Consider the following 20943-nt stretch of genomic DNA (forward strand, 5'->3'; position numbering starts at 1 on the left):
CGAAAATATTTCTCAGATAAGGGTTTCAAATTTATCCTAATGCGTTACTATTACCACCTAATTTGGTTAGACCCTTATATTTGATACTCTGTATTAACACCCTAAGAAAAGGATAGGTTATGCGCTACGAAGTTATCGTTATCGGTGCAGGTATGGTTGGCACGTCAATCGCGTGGCATCTACAAAAAAATAACTCAAATGTATTATTATTAGACAAAAAATTGCCAGGGTCAGAGACCTCATACGGCAATGCAGGATTGATTCAGCGCGAAGCCATTCATACACATCCTTTTCCTCGTCAGCTGACAGAAATGATCAGAGTGTTGCCAAACCAAGGTACCGATATTCGCTATCGTATCCCGGCCATTTTGCGTTATCACCAAGCGCTGCTTCAGTACTGGAAATACTCTACACCGGCTTCAGTCAAAAAAATCGAATCAGAGTGGCAGACGCTGATTGAGCATTGTACTAGTGAGCACCAAACCATGATTAGCGCTTCTGGTGCTGATGAGCTCATTACTCGTGATGGTTGGTTGCAATTGCATCGCTCAGAAGAGACGTTCAAAGAAGCGCAAGTATCAGCTATCGACGCACGTAACCAAGGTGTTGAGCATAACGTACTAAACCTTGAAGAGCTCAAAGCAATGGAGCCTAGCGCCAATTTTGAAGGTTTTGTTGGCGCGATTCATTGGAAAAACTCTTGGCAAGTATCGAACCCAAGCTCGCTCGTGAAAGCTTATGCAAAAAACTTCCAAGATATGCAGGGTACGATCAAAGAAAGCGATGTGAAAGAAATCGTTCAAGATGGCGAAGGCTGGAAAATTATCACTGATAACGATACCTACTATAGTGATAAATTGGTTATCGCAGCAGGCCCATGGTCTAATGATTTGATCAGACCACTTGGCTATAATCTGCCGTTGTTCCCAATGCGCGGTTATCATCAGCATTTCAAAGTGACAGAAAAGAACACCATTAATCACAGTATGTTTGATATGGACAAAGGCTTTGTGATGGGGCCAATGCAGCAGGGTATCCGTATCACCACTGGTGCTGAGATGACCACGATGAATGCGCCAAAGAACTTTGGTCAGTTAAAAACTGTATTGAAGCTTGCTAAAAAAATCTTGCCATTAGAAGATGCGGTTGAGAGTGAAGCATGGGCAGGCTCTCGTCCTTGTATGCCTGATATGAAGCCAGTAATCGGTCCTGCTGACAAGCATGACAAACTATGGTTCGCATTTGGTCACAGCCATCAAGGCTTTACCTTAGGGCCAATGACAGGGCGTCTGGTTGAAGAAATGATTCACGATAAGCCTACATTGGTCGATCTTGCACCATTTAGTGCCCAGCGTTTTTCTAACTAAGCGCGTATCTGATATATAGTTGATCCAATTTAAGAGCGGTACAAGGCAACCGAGTGCAGATGTATATGTCATACTTCAAGCGAGGTTAACGCTGTAACGCTTGTATAGTGGATTGACTATAGTTAGCACAGAATTAAATTAATAAATAAAAGGTATAGACATGATTAAGAAGCTACATAGCAATCAACGTATGAGCAAAACCGTAATCCATAACCAAACTATCTATTTGTGTGGTCAGGTAGGTAATGCAGAAGACGATATCAAAGCGCAAACATTGACTTGTCTAGAAAAAATTCAAACGTTGCTAGAAGAAGTTGGCAGTGATAAATCAAAGCTACTATCAGTCACGGTTTGGATTAAAGACATGGCTGACTTTGCTGCTATGAATGAAGTCTATGACCAGTGGTTTGAAGGTATTCAGCCACCAGCTCGCGCTTGTGGTGAGTCAGCATTGGCACGTCCTGAGCTATTGGTTGAGATGATCGCCATCGCTGCTGAGTAATAAACGGCTCATAGTACCTATAACACCTGTATTAAATAGAAATAAAAAAGGCCTTGATAATGATATCGTGGCCTTTTTTATGCTTGGCAATAAGCAAATTTAATTACTGAAAAAGGGCGTGCTAGCTTTCTAGATAAAGCCTACGCTATATGACGTCAGCTAAGCAATACAGTGATTATTATAGGAATTAGCCCCCTTTCCATACCGCTTGGCGCTTCTCAATAAATGCATCAATACCTTCGCTCACATCGTCTGCCATCATATTGCCCGTCATTACTTCACTGGCATAATCATAAGCATCTTCGATATTCATACCCAACTGCTTATAAAACATATCTTTGCCAGTTCTTATTGCTACCGGAGACTTGGTAGTGATTGCTGTTATCAGTGATTGTAGTGTTTGATCGAGTTGCTCTGCTGACGCGACGCGATTGATCAATCCATATTGCAAAGCAGTGTGCGCATCGATAAATTCACCTGTAATCAGCATCTCAAATGCCTGCTTGCGGGGCAAATTACGACTGACGGCTACAGCAGGCGTGGAGCAAAAAAGTCCCACATTTATCCCAGAAGTAGCAAATTTTGCATTATTAGCGGCAACGGCTAAGTCACAAGCTGCGACTAGTTGACATCCTGCAGCTGTGGCAATACCTTGTACTTTTGCGATAACAACTTGCGGCATACGATTGATAGTAAGCATCATTTTGCTACATTGCTGGAATAGGGTGCGGTGAAATGCTTCATCTGAGTGTGCGCGCATTTGTTTTAGATTATGACCAGCACAGAACGCCTTGCCCGTCGCTTGAATCACGACTACTCTGATCGTATCGTCTTGAGCGATATTGTCCAGTTCTGCTTGCATGGCAGATAGTACTTCAACGGACAGGGCATTGAATTGTTTGGGTTGGTTTAAGGTGAGCGTGACGACGCCACTTTCTTTATTGTCTTCTCTAATAACCAGAAGGTCGTCTAGGTCTAGAGTAATGTCAGATTGATTCATTTATCATCCTTGATAATGGGTTGGTTTATAGTTTTATATATAGCTGACTAAATAGTAGCATGGCTCACATTCTATACAATAGATGGAGCACATAGAAAGCGCACGAAAAAATAGCGCACTCAGATAATGAGTACGCTATTGGTTTTTCAATCAGATATAATCTAAATCTATACTAACTTAAATTTATACTAAGCTGTATTTATACTGAACCTAGTATGCGCCTTCGCTATAGATAAGCTCGTAGCTGTGGCTATAGATTTCAACGATGTTACCGAACGGGTCTTCCATATAGATCATGCGGTAAGGTTTTTCGCCAGGGTAGTAGTAGCGTGGTTTTTCCATACGCTTTTTACCGCCTGCTGCAACCATACGCTCAGCCAACTCTTCAACATTTGGATCTTGAACGCAGAAGTGAAAGATACCTGTTTTCCAGTATTCAAAGTTGTTTTCAGGGTTTTCTTGGTTTTTGAATTCAAAAATCTCAACACCGATACGGTCACCAGTAGATAGATGAGCGATACGGAAGCTGCCCCAACCTGCACCGAATACTTCAGTACACATCTCACCAATCGGGCTGTCATCTTCGACAATCTCAGTTGGTTCCATGATGGTGTACCAACCCATCACTTCAGTATAAAATTTTACGGCGGCATCTAAGTCAGGGACTGACAGACCGATGTGCGAAAAGCTTCTTGGATAAACATTGTTCATAATTTGTGCTCCTGTTTGCTGTACTCTTGTTTAACGTGAGGCCAGTATACAAACGCATATTCATTATGTAAAATTATCAAATATTATATAAATAAGTATAAAACGTAATGATAAATATCACATGGTTACGAACTTTCTGTACGCTTGCTGAAGTTGGGCACTTTACTCGTACGGCTGAACGTCTATATATGACGCAGTCCGGTGTGAGCCAACACATAAGTAAGTTAGAGGAGCAACTAGATACAGACTTGTTGATTCGACAAGGAAAGCAGTTCTCATTGACCAATGCAGGTGAGCAGCTCTATAAAGAAGCAGGCGAGATATTGCAGCGATTATCAAATTTAGAACAGCGTATCGGTGAAGATCCACCTTATGAAGGATTGGTGCGATTGATGTCACCGGGTAGTGTGGGACTAAAGCTATATCCGCAGCTTTTGACATTACAGCAGCAGTATCCAAAACTAGTGATTGATTACCGTTTTGCACCCAATTCTGATATTGAGCGGGCGCTGGCAAATCACGAGATTGATATTGGTTTTATGACGGATATCTCAGATGATGAAACGATTAGCTGCAAGCCTATGGTGCAAGAAGCATTGATACTAGTGACACCTGCGACTACAGTAGAGCCGAGCTGGGAGCAGCTTATGGCACTTGGATTTATCGATCATCCGGATGGTGCCCATCATGCAGGCATGCTACTGACTGCCAATTACGAGCAATTCCAGCATATCAATGATTTTGAGAAAAAAGGCTTTTCGAATCAGATAGGGTTAATTTTAGAGCCCGTCAGCAGGGGAATAGGCTTTACGGTCTTGCCAGCACATGCAGTTGCTGCTTATCCGAAGCCTGTGCTGATTAACAGTCATCATTTACCAGTTGCTGTTAGCGAGACGCTATATCTGGCAGTCAGACAACAGCAGGCACTTTCTAATAGAATGCATACGGTCATTAATGAAGTAAAAAAATGGCTATAGATATGTTGAGAGTGATAAATGTACAGCTAACAAAGGATTAATAAAGGGTTTAATAACTGTGCATTTAGTGAAGAAGGTTTATCGATAGATTGCGACTATTTTAAAGTCTGCCCAAGTTTGATACTTGCAGCGATATTAGCAGCAGTCGTTTCAATGTTGTTATAAGCAGAACCCAACACATTATCGATCGTGTCTACTTTTTGGATACTCGGCATAACCACATCGAACTGACTGGTCTGAGCAGGTTTTAGTCCATCGACACTGCCGCAGATAGCGATGACTGGGGTACGGCTGGCCTTAGCGATTTGGCTGATACCACCAGCGACCTTACCCATGGCGGTTTGTGCATCGAGCTTGCCTTCACCTGTGATGACAAGATCAGCCTCTGCGATATGCTGTGACAGGTGAGCCACTTCGGCAACCGTATCAAAGCCTGACTTTAGCTGAGCTTTAAAGAACGTCATCATCGCATAGCCAAGACCGCCTGCCGCGCCAGCGCCTGCAACGTGTTGACAGTCTTCATAGCCATGCTGTCCACATATGGTCGCGAAGTGACTGAGTGCCTCGTCCAAGATATTGACTTGCTCCGGACAAGCACCTTTTTGCGGGCCAAACACGGCGCTGGCCCCAAGCAGACCACAGAGCGGATTGGTCACATCACAAGCAACTTCAAATATCGTGTCTGATATTTTTGCATGCAGGCTAGTATTATCGAGCTTATGTAAGCTGGCAAGTGCGCCACCACCATGAGTGAGCAGGCTATCATTGATGTCATGAAATGTTATGCCCAACGCCATTAGCATGCCAAGACCTGCATCATTGGTTGCGCTACCGCCCAGACCGATGATGATGCGTTTAGCCCCTTCCTCCAAAGCATCAGCGATCAGCTCCCCAACACCATAACTACTCGCAATAACGGGATTACGCTCATCAGCCGTCAGTAGGTGTAATCCGCACGCTTGAGCCACTTCAATAACAGCAGTCGCGTCAGGCAATAATAGATACTTTGCCGTAATCGGTCTCATCAATGGGTCATGTACTCTAACTTCTTTCCAGCGCCCGCCCAATACATAAGACAATACCGCTGAGGTGCCTTCACCGCCATCGGCCATTGGCAACAGCTTGTAGTCAGCATCTGGAAACACTTGGCTAAAACCAGATTGAATGGCATGGCACACGTCCAGTGCTTCTAAACTTTCTTTAAACGAGTCAGGGGCGATCAAAATTTTCATACGGCTCTCTTTGAATATCTTAATGACACGATCATTGCGATAGTGTCATGTTTTAAAACGTTTATTTAACGATCATCAAATAAACGTATATAGAAATACCCAATTTCATGAACTAGATAAACACTAGAGTCAACAACCAGATAAATACGATGCTAGTCACACCTTGGATACCAGTGGCCATTGAATGAGCCTTGTACGCTTGTGCCACGCTCATACGACTAAACTGGCTAACAATCCAAAAGAAGCTGTCATTGGCATGTGAGATGGTCATGGCACCAGCACCAATTGCCATCACGCAGAACACGCGTCCAAGTTCGCTGTCTAGGCCAATCTGGCTCAATAGTGGGGCAACCATAGCAGAAGTCGTAACCAATGCGACTGTGGTTGAGCCTTGTGCCGTTTTTAGCGCAGCAGAGACGATAAATGGCATGAAGATGCCTAAACCCAAGGCCGATAGAGTCGAACCTAGGTAGTCACCGATTGGCGTCACTTTTAGCATGGCACCAAACGCGCCACCAGCACCAGTGATCAATAGGATAGGGGCTGCCACTACCAAGCCTTGCGAGATACTGTCGCTGATTTCTTGCGTTTTTTGGCTTGATTTAATTAAGAAAAACGATAAGAACAAACCGATAAGTAGTGCAGTAAGCGGATTACCAATGAATATCAAAATCTCCGCTACCATGCTACTGCCAAATGGTGCGCTTGGAAAGTTAGCAACAGAAGATAAGCAGATTAGTATGATAGGCACGATAATCGGCAAGAAAGCCAGTGTTGCTGAAGGCAAGTGGCTGTAATCGTCACGAGTCTTCATTCCTTCAGGCATTGCTGCTGGAGCATCTGCCGCATTGATATTGTCAGGAGTGGCGTTAAGGAAGCGATTAGACCACCACCAGCCAGCCAATACCGCAACGGCTGTCACAACCACACCGACCATGATGACCAAACCTAAGTTTGACTCTAGACCTAAGTTACCTGCCGCTGCGATTGGGCCTGGCGTCGGTGGTACAAAGGTGTGGGTAGCGTATAGACCAGTGGCCAAGGCAATACTCATCGCGACACTTGATACATGTAGGCGCTCAGCCAAAGACTCTTTTAGAGAGTTTAAGATAATATAGCCAGAGTCACAAAATACAGGTATCGAAACGACCGCACCGACGATTGACATGGTCAAAGTAGGGAAGCGTGGCCCTAATACTTTGATGACTGACTCTGCCATTACGATAGCAGCCCCCGTTTTTTCAAGAATTAAGCCAATAATCGTACCAAATACAATTACAAGTCCGATATAGCCTAAGATACCACCGAAACCATCAGAGATCGTTTTTGCGACCGTGTTAAGTGGTACTTGATAAAATAGCGCGACCAAGAAAGCAGAGAGAATCAATACTAAAAAGGGATGCCACTTTAATTTTGCGGTAGCGAAAATAATAAAAAGAATGGTCAGCACAAGCCAAAATACAATCATCACTGTCTCAATATGGTTTATATCTTAATTGATTACCAATGCAATACAGCCAATTATATCGAGATTAAATACGGTATATAGCTTGCTAATTCTACTTTGCGTAGTGCTTGCAAGTGCTTTTACCATATCTACATTTAAACGATATTGGACCAACTATCTGCATCACTAACGATACGAAATTTTAAAGGGGCATATTTTATAGCAAATAGACGCCGCTAGGAAATAGATTCGTTAAATAGTTGGCGCTGTTGACAAAAAATCGAGAGATACTTAATTTTGAAATGAGAGAAGTTAGTAATAAAACGTCGAAGAGGTGTGTGGAAATACTTTTATAACTAGCAATTGCTAATACTTCAAACCAAAAAAAACTGGCCATCTATAATGACCAGTTTTTGTCTAAACAATATTTACCTACCTGAGTAATGATTATTTTTAGAATAGGTATTCTAAGAAGTACCGTTATTTATAGTTAGGCAATCTTATCAAAAAAAGCTTTGTTATTGGTAGCAGTTGCAGTATCAAAGCTGACGTAAATGCCTTGATCATCCAACGTGGCATACCAATGATCATCATTGCCACTGGTCAGCAGCTGAAAGTATTTGTCATTGACTATTCTGCCAACTGTATACACCTCACCTTCGGAGTAGTATGCATTACCTTGAGTACAGATAAGCTTGTCATTGGTATGAATGTTATGATTTTCTTTCATGTTCTTGCGCCCTATTAGTACATTAGATAGCAGTAGATTATCAATTCTGCTAATAGTAATAAAGATGATTATATAGGCAGTATCTTGTTGTTTGGTATAGCGTTTTTAAGGCAATTGTTGCATTTAGTTACTACAATATTGCATAGATAACACTGTTATCATAGCAATAGATTTTTTGAAAATCCTAAGCTGTTTAGGAATATATAAAATCCTAATTTATCGAGATAAAGGAGTGCAAGTTAGCGTTATAAATTGTCTAAATATATAAACTCTAATGTCAAAAAGGACGCACTTAAAAAAGCCAGCAACCTAAGTTGCTGGCTTTTTGCAGACTGAGTCTAACTATATAGAAGATTACTCTTCAGAATAGTCTTCTTCAGCAGCTTCTTCGTCAGCTGAATCTTCGTTGTTACCATCTTCAGAAAGAATAGTAACTAAGATGCTAGCAGTAACGTCATGGTGTAGCTGAATATCAACATTGTATTCGCCAACTTGACGTAGAGTGCCTTCAGGTAGCTTGATTTCAGCACGGTCTACTTCTAGACCTGAGTTAGTCAATGCTTCAGCGATATCGCGAGTACCGATAGAGCCGAATAGCTTGCCTTCGTCACCTGATTTAGCACGCATGATAACATTAACGTCAGTCAATGCATCAGCACGCTCTTGAGCAACAGCGATCTCTTTTGCTTCTTCAGCTTCAAGTTCAGCACGACGTGCTTCGAACTTTTCAATGTTAGCTTTAGTAGCAGGTAGCGCTTTGCCCTGAGGGATAAGAAAGTTACGTCCGTAACCTGGTTTTACATCGACAGTTTCACCGAGTTTACCAAGGTTGACGATACGCTGTAACAAAATAATTTGCATGAGTCATTCCTAGTTAGCGGTTAACCTTGATGGTTATCAGTGTATGGAAGTAGCGATAAGTAACGAGCTTGCTTGATAGCAGTCGCTAATTGACGCTGATATTTAGTAGATGTACCAGTAATACGGCTTGGTACGATTTTACCATTATCACTAATGTACTGTTTTAGCAATTCAACATCTTTATAGTCGATGTGAGTGATGCCTTCAGCAGTGAAACGGCAGAATTTGCGACGGCGATAGAAACGTGCCATGAGTATTCTCCTTTAATTAGTCTTCACTGTTGTCGTTGTCGTCATTATCGTTTTCACGATTGTCTGGACGACGAGTAGTTGCTTTGCGTGCGCGTTTTTCATCGGCATTCTTGGCTAACTGCGACTCTTCAGTGACAGCTTCGTCACGGCGCATAACTAGACTACGAATGATCGCGTCGTTATAACGGAATAATTCTTCAAGTTCAGCTAAAGTTTCACCGTCAGTTTCAATGTTGAAAAGAACGTAATGAGCTTTGTGAATCTTGTTGATTGGATAAGCCAGTTGACGACGGCCCCAATCTTCTAGACGATGGATAACACCGTTGTTGTCTTGAACTAACTTGATGTAGCGCTCAACCATGCCGACCACTTGGTCGCTTTGGTCTGGGTGTACAAGTAACACCAGTTCGTAATGTCGCATTATGACTCCTTACGGATTAGTAGCTATTAACCCTATGTTAATAGCAAGGAGATTTATAAGGTAAGCCCAATTCTAGTCATATTTTATAAAAAACAATCAAGAATAAGCTTAGTTTATAAAGCGCCGTATTATAACAGTACTCGGCAACTAACACAAAGGTTAATCACCAAGCTACTGTCAATAAAATATAAAAAGAGGCTAAATAAGCTTTGATAAATAAAAAAGCCGCGATAGTACGCAGCTTTTTTAAGTATAACGAGCTATAAAACCAATATCCAAATCAAATACTATTATTCAGGTTTTGATTTTTTTACCAATTGGCTACTGTCTGCTTTGACCACTAAGGTTTTGGCAAGTTTGTCATGCCAACCAATATTTTCAGGGCTTTTAGATGCCATATAGTAATGAATGGCTAAAGGTATCAGTACTATAAATGAAGTAGAAAGGGGGATATAAAGTAGTGCTAGAAAAAGAGTACGTATCACAACCAATCTAAGAAAAGAAGGTAAATGATGGGTGGTTTGATCTACAACACGAATTCCCGTAATCAATTTACCTAACGACTGGCCCCGCAAGATAATAAAAAGTAATTGCAAAGCGATAAGGCCGAAAACCATCACATTGGATATTAATTGTGTCGCTTGCGGAATACTTTCAGAAAGACTCAAAGAATATTTAATTACTGCTTCCATATTCTGTAAGTCTGTGGGCATGTCTCCCAACTTTCTCATAGCTAGCATTAATGGAAGAAACGCCATTATTAGTAGCAGCCAATCAAGCGCGGTTGCCAATACGCGTGACATAATTGGCGCAAGTACCACGTTGCCGACGACTTTATCATTGTCTGCAACAGCTTTTTTGAGAGTAGACTTATTCAGTGAGACATTGTTATGCGGCGTTTGATGACGATTGGTCGTCATGTCGGCTTTCACGTTTTTAGGACGTTCAGGCTTGCCATATAGTCTGTCTAATGATACTGACTTATCATCTTTCGCTTTATTGGTATCTTCAGGGAAGACGGTCACGTTATTGATGATAGAGTCGTTTACTTCAGGCGTGTTAGCACTGGTCGGGCGATACACCGTTTGGTTATTGGTAAGATCACCTATGCGCTGCCACTGAGCTAAGCCTTCATGCCACATCAAATCATCAAGCAATACTTCACCAGATGCCAGCATGATATTCAGCTGATCCAACTGATATGGGCCAGCTTGTACGTTATTTCGAGCAAGGAAAATCTGCATAATTGCCTGCATAGTTAGTCATGTCTTAGGACATTATATTAGGGTCTATTTGAAAAAATCAAATAGACCCTAATAGTGGTATCTTTAATGACTGTGTGAATGACCGCTGTGACTAAACGTAGCGGTTTACTTCGCTTCTTCACCAGCTAAGAAGAACCAAGTATCTAGTACTGAGTCAGGGTTCAATGACACTGAGCTGATACCTTGCTCCATTAGCCAGAAAGCTAGATCTGGATGGTCTGATGGGCCTTGACCACAGATACCGACGTATTTGTTTTGCTTACGGCAAGCTTCGATAGCCATAGACAATAGCTTCTTAACAGCAGGATCACGCTCATCAAATAGATGTGAGACGATACCTGAGTCACGGTCAAGACCAAGCGTCAACTGAGTCAAATCGTTAGAACCGATTGAGAAACCATCGAAATGCTCTAGGAACTCTTCTGCCAATAGGGCGTTGGTTGGTAGCTCACACATCATGATGACGCGTAGACCATTTTCGCCACGTTTTAGACCGTTTTTCTCAAGTAACTCGATGACTTCTTTGGCTTCGCCGACAGTACGTACGAATGGAATCATGATCTCAACGTTGGTCAAGCCCATGTCATCACGTACACGTTTTAGTGCTTTACACTCAAGCTCAAAACAGTCACGGAAGTTATCAGACACATAACGGCTAGCACCGCGGAAACCAAGCATTGGGTTCTCTTCTGATGGCTCGTATAACTTACCACCAAGCAGGTTAGCGTATTCGTTTGATTTGAAATCTGACATACGAACGATCACTGGCTGATCCATAAAGGCAACAGCTAGGGTTGAGATACCTTCAACCAATTTATCAACATAGAAGTCAACAGGTGACGCATAGCCTGCGATACGCTCTTGGATTGCTTGTGAAATTTCACGTGGCAAGCTGTTCATGTTTAGCAAGGCTTTTGGATGGACACCAATCATACGGTTGATAATGAACTCTAAACGTGCAAGACCAATACCTTCGTTTGGCATTTGGGTAAATGAGAATGCGCGATCTGGGTTACCAACGTTCATCATCACTTTGAATGCTAGCTCTGGCATAGACTCAACCGAGTTGGTCTGCACTTCAAAATCAATCTGGCTTTCATAAATGAAACCAGTGTCACCTTCAGCACAAGAAGCAGTTACGTCTTGACCATCAACCAATAGCTCAGTTGCGTTGCCACAACCAACGATAGCTGGCACACCTAGCTCACGCGCGATAATAGCAGCATGACAAGTACGACCACCACGGTTGGTGATGATAGCAGAAGCGCGCTTCATAACTGGTTCCCAATCCGGATCAGTCATGTCTGATACGAGCACATCGCCTTCTTCTACTTTGTCCATCTCGTTTAGGTTGCTAACGATACGCACTTTACCTGAACCGATACGTTGACCGATTGAACGACCTTCACACAATACTTTTGCGCCAGTCGTGTCGATGACATAACGTTCCATTACGTTGCTGTCTTGACGGCTCTTAACAGTCTCAGGACGTGCTTGAACGATAAAGATTTCGTTAGTATCGCCGTCTTTTGCCCACTCGATATCCATCGCTTGGCCATAATGCTGTTCGATCGTTACCGCTTGCTTGGCAAGTGAGGTTAGCTCTTCAGTAGATAACGAGAACTGCATGCGATCTTGTTTTTCAACATCAACGGTTTTAACTGATTTAGCCGTGCTGCCTTCATCACCATAAACCATTTTCTTATGCTTGCTACCTAGGTTGCGACGGATAACTGATGGTTTACCGTTGGCTAGCAATTTCTTAGAGATATAGAACTCATCTGGGTTAACCGCACCCTGTACAACCATTTCACCTAGGCCATAGCTTGAGGTGATGAATACCACTTGATCAAAGCCACTTTCGGTATCTAGCGTGAACATAACACCAGCAGCACCAGTCTCTGAACGTACCATACGCTGTACAGCAGCAGATAGTGCAACGCCTTCGTGCTCAAAACCTTTGTGTACACGGTAAGAGATTGCACGGTCGTTGTATAGAGAGGCAAATACTTCTTTAATAGCAATTAGGACGTTATCAATACCGCGAATGTTCAAGAAGGTTTCTTGTTGACCGGCAAATGACGCATCTGGCAAATCTTCAGCAGTGGCAGAAGAACGTACAGCAACAGCGATGTCTTCGCCGCCACTCATAGTTTCAAATGACTGACGTACTTCTTGCTCAAGATCTTTTGGCAGTTCTTGTTCAATAATCCAAGTACGAATCTTTTTACCAGTAGCCGCAAGCTTATTAACATCATTTACGTCTAGTGTCTTTAGCTCACTATTGATTTTGTCAAGCAAGCCGGTCTCAGTCAAAAAGCGGTTGAATGCATTTGAAGTGGTGGCAAAGCCGCCTGGAACACTAACGCCTAAATCAGAAAGATGGCTGATCATTTCGCCAAGCGAAGCGTTCTTACCACCAACCATTTCGATGTCGTCTTTTCCTAGCTGATCAAGATTGATTACAAGTGCTGTAGATTGCGCTGCCATGATAACTCCAGAAAATAAGGTTATTTAGTAAAGATTATAACGGTGAATTATACCGCCATATTAGGACAATTTCGAGGGTTTTCACCAAAAAACTTGTTAAAAATATACAAATTGTGGGGTTTGCTACATAAATTAGGGCCAGTCTAATCAAGTTTCGTATTTACTCAGATGAAAAACATCATCGTTAGTGACGATGTTATGCGCTTACAGAAGCCAATTACTGCATAAAATAGATACATTCCAATAAGCCACATTTAGAGTATTTCTATAATTTATGTTTCAATCTTATGTATCTGTATAAACAAAGCATAATAGAAGAAGCATAAAAAAATACCTCAATGAAAGGTGAATTAACTATGGTGACAAGATGAAAAACAATGTTGGTGCTAAGTATACGCCTGTAACATTGATTTCTATTAAGAGGCTAATATGCGTATAATGTAGCGCATAGATAGTTGATGCACATTGCATGGTAAATGTGCAGTATAGGTACTGAAAAAGGCTCGTTTTAAGAAGGCAGTTATAAAACTTAGTTATACGAGTTATAAAGGCAACTATAAAAAGCCGAGTAAAAGTCATGCTATTAAGAGTCAATAACTGCTAAACATTTGCTAAGTCTGAATTATTACCCAGAGCTATACCAAAAACTAAATGAAGGTCACTATTGTGTTTTCAACCGAGGTGTCAACGATATGTACTCAAGCAATCCATCTGAACAAGTTAAGTCCACTATCCAAAATCGCCACGCGCTAAACTTGGACAGCTCACAAGCCATTAGAACGGCGTTTTTTATCTCAGATGGCACAGCGATTACAGCTGAGACACTTGGACGCGCTATTTTGAGTCAGTTTGCCTCAGTTCCTTTTGAAACAAGAGTATTGCCATACGTCGATAGCTTAGAGCGTGCGGAAGATGCGGTTGAACAAATCAATATGGCGTATCAGCGCGATGGGTCGTTGCCATTGGTTTTCGATACGATCGTTAATCCTGAGATTCGTGAAAAGATCAACTCGGCACATAGCTGTAACTTAGATATGTATGAAGGTCTGATTGGCCGTGTTGCAGAAGAGACTGGCGTAGAGCCAGATGGTCATTCAGGGCATGCACATGATGATGTCGATTCTGAAACTTATAAAGAGCGTATCGATGCAGTGCATTTTGCGTTAGACAATGACGATGGTGCGCGTACTCGTCACTATAATGCAGCCGATATTATTTTGGTGGGTGTGTCGCGCTCTGGTAAGACGCCGACTTCTTTATACTTAGCATTACAATTCGGTATTCGAGCGGCTAACTATCCTTTAACCGAAGATGACTTGTACGACAATCAGTTGCCGAAAGCTTTACGTGAGCACAAAGACAAGCTGTTTGGTTTGCTTATTGATACTGATCGCTTGGTAAAAATCCGTCAAGAGCGCCGTGCAGGCAGCCGTTATTCTAGCTATCAGCAATGCCAGCAAGAGCAGCGCGCGATTCAGGGTATTTATATCACGCACGGTATCCCAAGCTTAGATGTATCAGAGATGTCTGTTGAAGAGATTGCCACGCGTATTTTGCAGATGACAGGTCTCAAACGCCGTATTGGATAATGAATATCAGCTTAAACAGTATCTGTTCAATCGGTATTAATAAGTGCTCAGGCAGCTTTAATAAAAGCGCAAAAAACACTAATAAACATACATCATTTCATCCTAGATAATTATCATATAGAGAATACTATGATTTCAGCCTATCAATCTATAAAGCCATCGTTGTTGCTGGCAGGTTTAATCAGTGCAGCGACTTTATTGAGTGCTTGTCAAACATCACCATTTGCAAAGGATCCAGTACCTGAGCCGCGCTATATTCCAAGTATTGTATTGGGAGAGGCGCAAACACTGACCGTCATGCCAAACCGTGTAGCTTGTGCTTCAGAATTGCCAATGCAGTGCCTGCTTGCTAAATCTAAAGACGGTAGCGTGTTTCAGATTCCTTACGACTGGATCGATGACTTCAAACCAACCCTTGGTACAGAGTACATTATTAGCGCCCGCCCGCAGATTGATGAAGGGCAACAGAGCGCCACTGGTCATTGGACATTGCAAAACATATTGTCACAACGTATGGTGGGCATGCCTTAGTAGGGCGGTATTCATTTATCTACATGATACTAACTCAGCTACATATTGATTCATTTATATCTCAAACATTTACTCGATAAATAAATATAAAGAGGACATCATGGTAAGTAAAAGTGCAAGCGACGAGACCAACGATACTGGTAAAGATATTCATACCGAAGTATCAAATAAATCTAGCGGACACGTGCCAAGCCCTGAACATACCGAAGGTAAGAACAAAAAAGAAAAAATAGAGCAGACCCACGAGCAAGTGACCGATGATGTCATGCATCATCCAGACCTAGTGAATCCGCTCGATGACACACGAATCGATATTAAATCTGGCTTTACCAAAGACTCTCGTCGTCTAAAAAGTGACGATCATGAGTATGAGTATGATGCCGTTGTTTTAGGGGCAGGCCCTGCTGGTGAAGCCGCCGCCATGAAGCTGACTAAATCTGGTAAAAGAGTGGTGGTCGTCGATCCGCGTGATCAAGTAGGGGGTAACTCTACTCACGTTGGTACGATTCCAAGTAAAGCACTGCGCCAATCTGTATTTAACTTGATTAATTTCCGCCGTGATCCAATGTTTACCAAAGCGATGGAGTATAAGCAAGTACCGCTAAATGAAGTACTCGCCAAAGCGCGTCAAGTTATTCGTCGTCAAGTCAGTACCCATACACGTTTTTATGAGCGCAACCGTATCGAAGTCATCCAAGGTTGGGCAAGTTTCATTGACGCTCATACGCTACGTATTGAAGTCGATGAAAATGTTTATGAAACCATCACTTTCAATAAAGCCATCATCACTGTCGGTAGCCGTCCTTACCGTCCTGAGATTCTAGACTTTAACCATCCACGCGTTTTTGACTCTGACAAAATCTTGCAAATGGATTATGTGGTCAAAAAAATCATCATTTATGGTGCAGGGGTGATTGGTTGTGAGTATGCGTCTATCTTTACTGGTCTTGGCTACAAAGTTGATTTGATCAATAACCAAGATCAGTTGCTCAACTACTTAGACAGCGAAATCAGTGATGCCATCGCGCATGACTTTAGACAGTTCGGTGTGCTTATCCGTAGTAACGAAGAGATTGATCATCTTGAGACTCATGATGATTATGTGGTTTTACACTTAAAGAGCGGCAAGCGCATCAAATCTGATGCCATTCTTTGGTCAAATGGTCGCTCAGGTAATACTGAAGGCTTGAACTTAGAAGCCATTGGGCTAAAAGCAAACGGCCGTGGTCAGCTAAAAGTAGATGATACTTACTGTACGGACGTCGACAATATCTATGCTGCTGGTGACGTCATCGGTTGGCCATCGTTAGCTTCTGCCGCCTACGACCAAGGGCGCTGTGCTGCTGCCTTTATGGTCGGTGATAGCGATGCTGAGCCAGTATCTAGTGTGCCTACGGGTATCTATACGATTCCTGAAATCTCTTGTATCGGTAAGACAGAGCAAGAGCTCACAGATGAAAAAGTCCCTTACGAAGTGGGTCAGGCATTCTTTAAACATCTGGCACGTGCCCAAATCATTGGTGAACGTTCGGGCGTATTAAAGATATTGTTCCATCGTGATACGTTAGAAATTCTAGGCATCCATTGCTACGGTAACCACGCTTCAGAGATTATCCATATCGGTCAAGCAGTGATGAAGTGTAAGAGCAATAACACGCTTGAGTACTTTGTAAATACGACTTTCAACTATCCAACGATGGCAGAAGCGTATCGTGTGGCAGCATTGAATGGTTTGAACCGAGTGTTTTAAACCACCGCTATTAATATCGTATAAATAAAAAAGCGCCTGCTAATAGTAGTAGGCGCTTTTTTATGCTCATAGACTTCATTAGTTTTAAGATTTACAAGTAGGCTTTTGGTTGCGGAATACGCTTGCGTAAAAATAGTAATAAAACAAAATAGAGCAACCATAAGCCAGCCAACGCGTAAAATCCTATAGCGACTTGAGAAACACTGGCACCCATTTGGTTAAGCTGCACAGAGGTATTGATTGCAGGCGTGGTCGGTACCAGCCAACGTATTACTTGTAATACTTGAGGCAATTGGTCTGCTGGCCAAGGGTAGCCGCTTAAGAAGAATATTGGTAAGGAGATAAAGATTAAGATCTGCATACTGCGCTCACGCTGCCGGAACCATAATCCGAGCACGCAGCCGAGCGTTGCGACTGTCGGACAAAATAGTGCCAAAAATAGCAGCGTACCAAGCATGTTTTGTCCGCGTGGATAATGATGTAGCTCAAACGCCCACCCATAATAAAAGCAGCCAACGATAAAACTAAGTGAGCTCAAAGCCCCAATACGTCCCAACCAGCCACGTACACTCGTACTGTGACGGCGCTGCTCATACCATGTGCCAATCAGCATTGCTGTCGCCATCAAAAGTGTCTGCTGTAAGATAATAACAGAGACAGCAGGTACGACATAAGCACCATAGCCTTCAGTTTGGTTATACAGTGGCATAATCCGTAGCGGTACGGCTTGAGTATTCTGTGCTGCGGTAGATGCATAAGCGCCTTTCGCAATGCTTTTCTTTACCTTGATGCCTGCGGATACCGTACCTACTGCTTGAGAGAATCCCAATTGGACGTTTTTATTTAAAATAAAATAACCGCCATTACCCAGTACGCTAACGTGTGCTTGCTCTCCGGACTGAACTTGTTCTTCGAGACCAGCTGGAATCACCATATAGCCTGCAATTTGATCTGACCATATGGCTTCTTTGGCCGCCTGCTCATTGATAAATCGTTCAGTATCTAGGTATGGACTAGCACTCGCATAGCGAACAAGAGTACGCGATAAGTTGCTGTTGTCATGATCAATGATACCCACTGGTACATGGTTGACCACTTCAGTTGAGTAGGGCCAAGGATAGAAAAACCCATAGATAATCGGGGCAATAATCAGCATCAAAAGTACGCCTTTATCGCCAAAAACGTCTTTGAACGTTTGAATAAAGCTTGTCCAAAATGTTTGAGATGCTGGAGCGATGGCTGATTGAAGCTCTTTGCGCTTGAGCTTTGATTGTGCGGACATTAGCGGGCTCCCCAGCGTTCAGGATGCGCCAATGCGCGTTTGGTCAATAGGGCTGTCAGTAGCATGGCGATGATAGTGGCAAGCGCCAGACCGTAGACAATAGGCACAGAGATAGCAATAGGCGCTTGCATTTGCAATTGAGCAATGTGTAGCTTGAGGTAATGTGTCAGTGGCAATGCATTTGACCAGTATTGCGCGCTATCACTAATCGCAATATAAGGAAAAGTAACACCGGCAAAGGCGTAAGAAGGCGCTGAAATAAATCCGGTAGTCGATAGACCCATACGTAATGAAAAAGAATTCAAAGTAAAAATAGCACCCAGCCAAAACGACAATACCATTAGGCACAAAAACCCAGCATAGACTGCCATGAGAGACATGATGTTGATATTCTGATTGGACGTTGCCAACCACAGTATCAACGCTGACCACAAGCTATATGCCAGTATTGGCCAAAAGTACTTACCTAATAAGCCAAATACCAAAACTGATAGGCTGACCGAATGGGGCACTTTTGCGCTTGACGATGATGTTTTGTTATTGCTGCTATCTTGTTTGGTTGATAGCGAAGATGTCGTTTTTAAAGTTTTAGATAAGGTTAAATGAGGCTTTCCTGTATCAATAAAACGGTACCAGCGACCGATATTCTTATCACGTAACTCGCGGCCTATCGTGGTTGCGCCAATGACCATTGCCAATATATGTAATAAGGCAGGTATGACAGTAGATGCCAAAAACTGCTGATAGTTGGTCGCAGCATTGAATAAGCTAATACGCTGCACACTGATAGGCGCATAAGCCGTCATCGCTTGTGATGGCGCTACGCCTTGTTTGACCAATCGCTTGATCTCTACACCTGCGGATAATGTACTAGCGACCGCTTGGACACCTGCCTGAATAATACCAGAGTGCGTACCGTACTGTGCATTGACTTGTAGAGTCAACGTAGCAGGCTGGCTCGATAATATATTACGAGAAAAGTCCTCTGGGATAATGACGACAGCGTAAATATCGCGCTGTAAAATCGCAGCCTCTGCATCCGCTTGGGAGTAATACAGCTGTCTGACCGTCAAAGTAGGACTGGCCTCTAAGTAACGGACGGCAGTATTGGCAACAGCGCTATTGTCTTGATCGATGACTCCGATAGGCAAATCGGTAATTTGAGTCTGTGAAAATATCCACCATATTAGCAGCACCGTTGCCAGTGGTATCCATACCACCATGCTAAAGTCCCAATGGTTTTTTGCCAAAAAACGGCGCTCGTAGGCTGCACTGCGTAAAAAAGCCTCACTTAACTTAGTCAAGTGCATGGCTTACTCTTGGTTCTGATTGACAGAAGTAGGGTTGATACGTACGACCACACTCATACCCGAGCGGATACGAGCATCGGGCTTAGATGGTCGTGCCTTCACCTCAAAAGTACGCACATCAAAACCATCATCGTTATTGGTCGGACGCCACGTGGCAAAGTCTGATAAGGTCGATGTCGCATAGACGGTAAACTGTTTCGTATAAGGCTTATCCGCTGATGACAGCGCTGGGATAGTACCCGTAAATGTTTGACCAATAGCAAATTGATTTAAATAAGACTCAGTGACGTTAAGTACCACCCATTGGTCGTTGGTATCCACCAACGTCAGGAGCGGAACTCCTTGACCGATGACTTCTCCAGTACTCACGATGACATTATCGACGATACCAGCGATAGGACTTCTTAGGTTCGCTTCCTCTTTTGCTACTAGCGCTTCATCGAGTTTTGCATCGACCTGTGCAACTTGTGCAGTGGCCGCTGACTTATCTTCAGTACGTGCGCCTTCTAGTGCCAAATCATACTGCAAGCGGGCTGCTTCGGTTTGGTCTTGAGTAGCAAGATATTGCGCATATGCTTCATCGCGCTTTTGTCGCGCCATCAGTCCTTCTTCGTAAAGGCGATTGACACGCTGATAGGTGTTTTCTGCCAAGTCAGACGCGGCTTTATTGGCTTGCCAAGCGGCTTTTGCTTGGGCGATTTCTTGCGGGCGCGCACCATTTTCTGCTTTGTCTAATTGGCTTTGCGCGATTTGCTTACCAGCACGTGCTTGATTAATCTTGGCATTAATCTCAGGCGAATCCATCTCAACCAGTTGCTGACCTGCCGTTACCGTATCACCCTCTGTTACCATAATTTGGGCAATACGCCCTGGTACTTTTGCAGCGATAGACGTTTGCTGCATTTGCATTTGCCCTTGTAGTGTAATAACTTCTGGCTCGCTATGCGCATTACTTTTGTATAGGCCGTACGCGATCGTACCAAGGACAATCAGTATGAATAGTGCAAGTAATCCTTTTTTCATACGCGCAGATTTGTCAGTTTTAGAGACGTTACGATTATAAGCAGGTGTCGGTTGCTCTGGTTCAATATCAGATACGTCTTCTACAGGATCGACTGAATTTTGTGTGTCTTGAGAGGTCACTGACTCGGTTGCATCAGCTGATTTATTTGAGTCGTCTGATTCGCGTGGTAATTCTGTCATGACAATGAGATTCCTAAAGCAACA

At 43.0% G+C, this 20943-nt stretch carries 19 protein-coding genes; 6 read left to right on the forward strand and 13 right to left on the reverse strand.

Annotated elements, in window-relative coordinates; translation table 11 throughout:
• The first annotated feature begins 119 nt into the window (after positions 1-119).
• Both CXF69_RS02835 and CXF69_RS02840 read left to right on the forward strand, forming a co-directional pair.
• Positions 120-1367, forward strand: coding sequence for an NAD(P)/FAD-dependent oxidoreductase (locus CXF69_RS02835; RefSeq protein ID WP_101205450.1), 1248 nt, complete (start codon positions 120-122; stop codon positions 1365-1367).
• 163 nt (positions 1368-1530) lie between these two features.
• Positions 1531-1869: a RidA family protein gene (locus CXF69_RS02840; protein WP_055124581.1), complete on the forward strand. Its 339-nt coding sequence runs from the start codon at positions 1531-1533 to the stop codon at positions 1867-1869.
• A 187-nt stretch (positions 1870-2056) separates the two neighbouring features.
• On the opposite strand, the gene CXF69_RS02845 is transcribed toward CXF69_RS02840, so the two are convergent.
• Positions 2057-2869, reverse strand: a complete 813-nt coding sequence (locus tag CXF69_RS02845; RefSeq protein WP_101205449.1) for an enoyl-CoA hydratase — start codon at positions 2867-2869, stop codon at positions 2057-2059.
• A 210-nt stretch (positions 2870-3079) separates the two neighbouring features.
• Positions 3080-3580, reverse strand: a complete 501-nt coding sequence (locus CXF69_RS02850) for a lactoylglutathione lyase family protein (RefSeq protein WP_101205448.1) — start codon at positions 3578-3580, stop codon at positions 3080-3082.
• Positions 3581-3687: 107 nt separating this feature from the next.
• Between CXF69_RS02850 and CXF69_RS02855 the strand changes: the two genes are divergently transcribed.
• A complete protein-coding gene (locus tag CXF69_RS02855; protein WP_101205447.1) occupies positions 3688-4557 on the forward strand; it encodes a LysR family transcriptional regulator in 870 nt (289 codons plus the stop codon).
• A 95-nt stretch (positions 4558-4652) separates the two neighbouring features.
• Here the strand turns inward: CXF69_RS02855 and CXF69_RS02860 are convergent, their stop codons facing one another.
• The 8 genes from CXF69_RS02860 to ppsA all read right to left on the reverse strand — a co-directional run bounded on the left by CXF69_RS02860 (position 4653) and on the right by ppsA (position 13254).
• Positions 4653-5789: a glycerate kinase gene (locus CXF69_RS02860; RefSeq protein WP_101205446.1), complete on the reverse strand. Its 1137-nt coding sequence runs from the start codon at positions 5787-5789 to the stop codon at positions 4653-4655.
• 112 nt (positions 5790-5901) lie between these two features.
• On the reverse strand, positions 5902-7257 hold the full coding sequence (locus tag CXF69_RS02865; RefSeq protein ID WP_101205445.1) for a GntP family permease: 1356 nt from the start codon (positions 7255-7257) through the stop codon (positions 5902-5904).
• Positions 7258-7726: 469 nt separating this feature from the next.
• Positions 7727-7966, reverse strand: a complete 240-nt coding sequence (locus CXF69_RS02870) for a hypothetical protein (RefSeq protein ID WP_101205444.1) — start codon at positions 7964-7966, stop codon at positions 7727-7729.
• A gap of 354 nt (positions 7967-8320) precedes the next feature.
• The gene (gene rplI / locus CXF69_RS02875) at positions 8321-8827 is read right to left on the reverse strand and encodes a 50S ribosomal protein L9 (protein ID WP_057759378.1); all 507 of its coding nucleotides are present in this window, start codon (positions 8825-8827) and stop codon (positions 8321-8323) included.
• A gap of 20 nt (positions 8828-8847) precedes the next feature.
• Positions 8848-9078: a 30S ribosomal protein S18 gene (gene rpsR / locus CXF69_RS02880; RefSeq protein WP_010198808.1), complete on the reverse strand. Its 231-nt coding sequence runs from the start codon at positions 9076-9078 to the stop codon at positions 8848-8850.
• 16 nt (positions 9079-9094) lie between these two features.
• Positions 9095-9499 (reverse strand): 30S ribosomal protein S6, encoded by a 405-nt coding sequence (gene rpsF, locus CXF69_RS02885; protein ID WP_101205443.1) that lies wholly within the window; start codon positions 9497-9499, stop codon positions 9095-9097.
• Between the two features lie 290 nt (positions 9500-9789).
• Positions 9790-10755 carry an RDD family protein gene (locus CXF69_RS02890; protein WP_101205442.1) on the reverse strand — a complete coding sequence of 322 codons (966 nt, stop codon included), beginning with the start codon at positions 10753-10755 and terminating at the stop codon, positions 9790-9792.
• A 114-nt stretch (positions 10756-10869) separates the two neighbouring features.
• The gene (gene ppsA / locus CXF69_RS02895; RefSeq protein WP_101205441.1) at positions 10870-13254 is read right to left on the reverse strand and encodes a phosphoenolpyruvate synthase; all 2385 of its coding nucleotides are present in this window, start codon (positions 13252-13254) and stop codon (positions 10870-10872) included.
• 692 nt (positions 13255-13946) lie between these two features.
• Here ppsA and CXF69_RS02900 point away from each other — a divergent pair.
• The 3 genes from CXF69_RS02900 (at position 13947) to sthA (ending at position 17124) form a co-directional block, all read left to right on the forward strand.
• Entirely contained in the window at positions 13947-14843 is an 897-nt protein-coding gene (locus CXF69_RS02900; RefSeq protein ID WP_101205440.1) for a posphoenolpyruvate synthetase regulatory kinase/phosphorylase PpsR, read from the forward strand.
• A gap of 129 nt (positions 14844-14972) precedes the next feature.
• Complete coding sequence (locus tag CXF69_RS02905) at positions 14973-15374, forward strand: DUF4377 domain-containing protein (RefSeq protein WP_101205439.1); 402 nt, start codon at positions 14973-14975, stop codon at positions 15372-15374.
• A 100-nt stretch (positions 15375-15474) separates the two neighbouring features.
• Positions 15475-17124: a Si-specific NAD(P)(+) transhydrogenase gene (gene sthA, locus CXF69_RS02910; protein ID WP_057759390.1), complete on the forward strand. Its 1650-nt coding sequence runs from the start codon at positions 15475-15477 to the stop codon at positions 17122-17124.
• 91 nt (positions 17125-17215) lie between these two features.
• Here the strand turns inward: sthA and CXF69_RS02915 are convergent, their stop codons facing one another.
• Genes CXF69_RS02915 through CXF69_RS02925 form a run of 3 tightly spaced genes read right to left on the reverse strand, consistent with a single transcriptional unit; the run spans position 17216 to position 20919 of the window.
• Positions 17216-18406, reverse strand: a complete 1191-nt coding sequence (locus tag CXF69_RS02915) for an ABC transporter permease (protein ID WP_102078423.1) — start codon at positions 18404-18406, stop codon at positions 17216-17218.
• Complete coding sequence (locus CXF69_RS02920; RefSeq protein ID WP_102078424.1) at positions 18406-19716, reverse strand: ABC transporter permease; 1311 nt, start codon at positions 19714-19716, stop codon at positions 18406-18408. Before CXF69_RS02920 ends, CXF69_RS02915 begins: the two co-directional genes overlap by 1 nt.
• A gap of 3 nt (positions 19717-19719) precedes the next feature.
• Complete coding sequence (locus tag CXF69_RS02925; RefSeq protein WP_101205436.1) at positions 19720-20919, reverse strand: HlyD family secretion protein; 1200 nt, start codon at positions 20917-20919, stop codon at positions 19720-19722.
• Positions 20920-20943: the final 24 nt, after the last annotated feature.

This window comes from Psychrobacter sp. Choline-02u-9, from assembly GCF_002836505.1.
Taxonomy (GTDB): domain Bacteria; phylum Pseudomonadota; class Gammaproteobacteria; order Pseudomonadales; family Moraxellaceae; genus Psychrobacter.

Coding starts and splice junctions, on each gene's coding strand:
- CXF69_RS02835 (WP_101205450.1), top strand. CDS start 120: ATGCGCTACGAAGTTATCGTTATCGGTGCAGGTATGGTTGGCACGTCA.
- CXF69_RS02845 (WP_101205449.1), bottom strand. CDS start 2,869: ATGAATCAATCTGACATTACTCTAGACCTAGACGACCTTCTGGTTATT.
- CXF69_RS02850 (WP_101205448.1), bottom strand. CDS start 3,580: ATGAACAATGTTTATCCAAGAAGCTTTTCGCACATCGGTCTGTCAGTC.
- CXF69_RS02855 (WP_101205447.1), top strand. CDS start 3,688: ATGATAAATATCACATGGTTACGAACTTTCTGTACGCTTGCTGAAGTT.
- CXF69_RS02860 (WP_101205446.1), bottom strand. CDS start 5,789: ATGAAAATTTTGATCGCCCCTGACTCGTTTAAAGAAAGTTTAGAAGCA.
- CXF69_RS02865 (WP_101205445.1), bottom strand. CDS start 7,257: ATGATTGTATTTTGGCTTGTGCTGACCATTCTTTTTATTATTTTCGCT.
- CXF69_RS02870 (WP_101205444.1), bottom strand. CDS start 7,966: ATGAAAGAAAATCATAACATTCATACCAATGACAAGCTTATCTGTACT.
- rplI (WP_057759378.1), bottom strand. CDS start 8,827: ATGCAAATTATTTTGTTACAGCGTATCGTCAACCTTGGTAAACTCGGT.
- rpsR (WP_010198808.1), bottom strand. CDS start 9,078: ATGGCACGTTTCTATCGCCGTCGCAAATTCTGCCGTTTCACTGCTGAA.
- rpsF (WP_101205443.1), bottom strand. CDS start 9,499: ATGCGACATTACGAACTGGTGTTACTTGTACACCCAGACCAAAGCGAC.
- CXF69_RS02890 (WP_101205442.1), bottom strand. CDS start 10,755: ATGCAGGCAATTATGCAGATTTTCCTTGCTCGAAATAACGTACAAGCT.
- ppsA (WP_101205441.1), bottom strand. CDS start 13,254: ATGGCAGCGCAATCTACAGCACTTGTAATCAATCTTGATCAGCTAGGA.
- CXF69_RS02900 (WP_101205440.1), top strand. CDS start 13,947: ATGTACTCAAGCAATCCATCTGAACAAGTTAAGTCCACTATCCAAAAT.
- CXF69_RS02905 (WP_101205439.1), top strand. CDS start 14,973: ATGATTTCAGCCTATCAATCTATAAAGCCATCGTTGTTGCTGGCAGGT.
- sthA (WP_057759390.1), top strand. CDS start 15,475: ATGGTAAGTAAAAGTGCAAGCGACGAGACCAACGATACTGGTAAAGAT.
- CXF69_RS02915 (WP_102078423.1), bottom strand. CDS start 18,406: ATGTCCGCACAATCAAAGCTCAAGCGCAAAGAGCTTCAATCAGCCATC.
- CXF69_RS02920 (WP_102078424.1), bottom strand. CDS start 19,716: ATGCACTTGACTAAGTTAAGTGAGGCTTTTTTACGCAGTGCAGCCTAC.
- CXF69_RS02925 (WP_101205436.1), bottom strand. CDS start 20,919: ATGACAGAATTACCACGCGAATCAGACGACTCAAATAAATCAGCTGAT.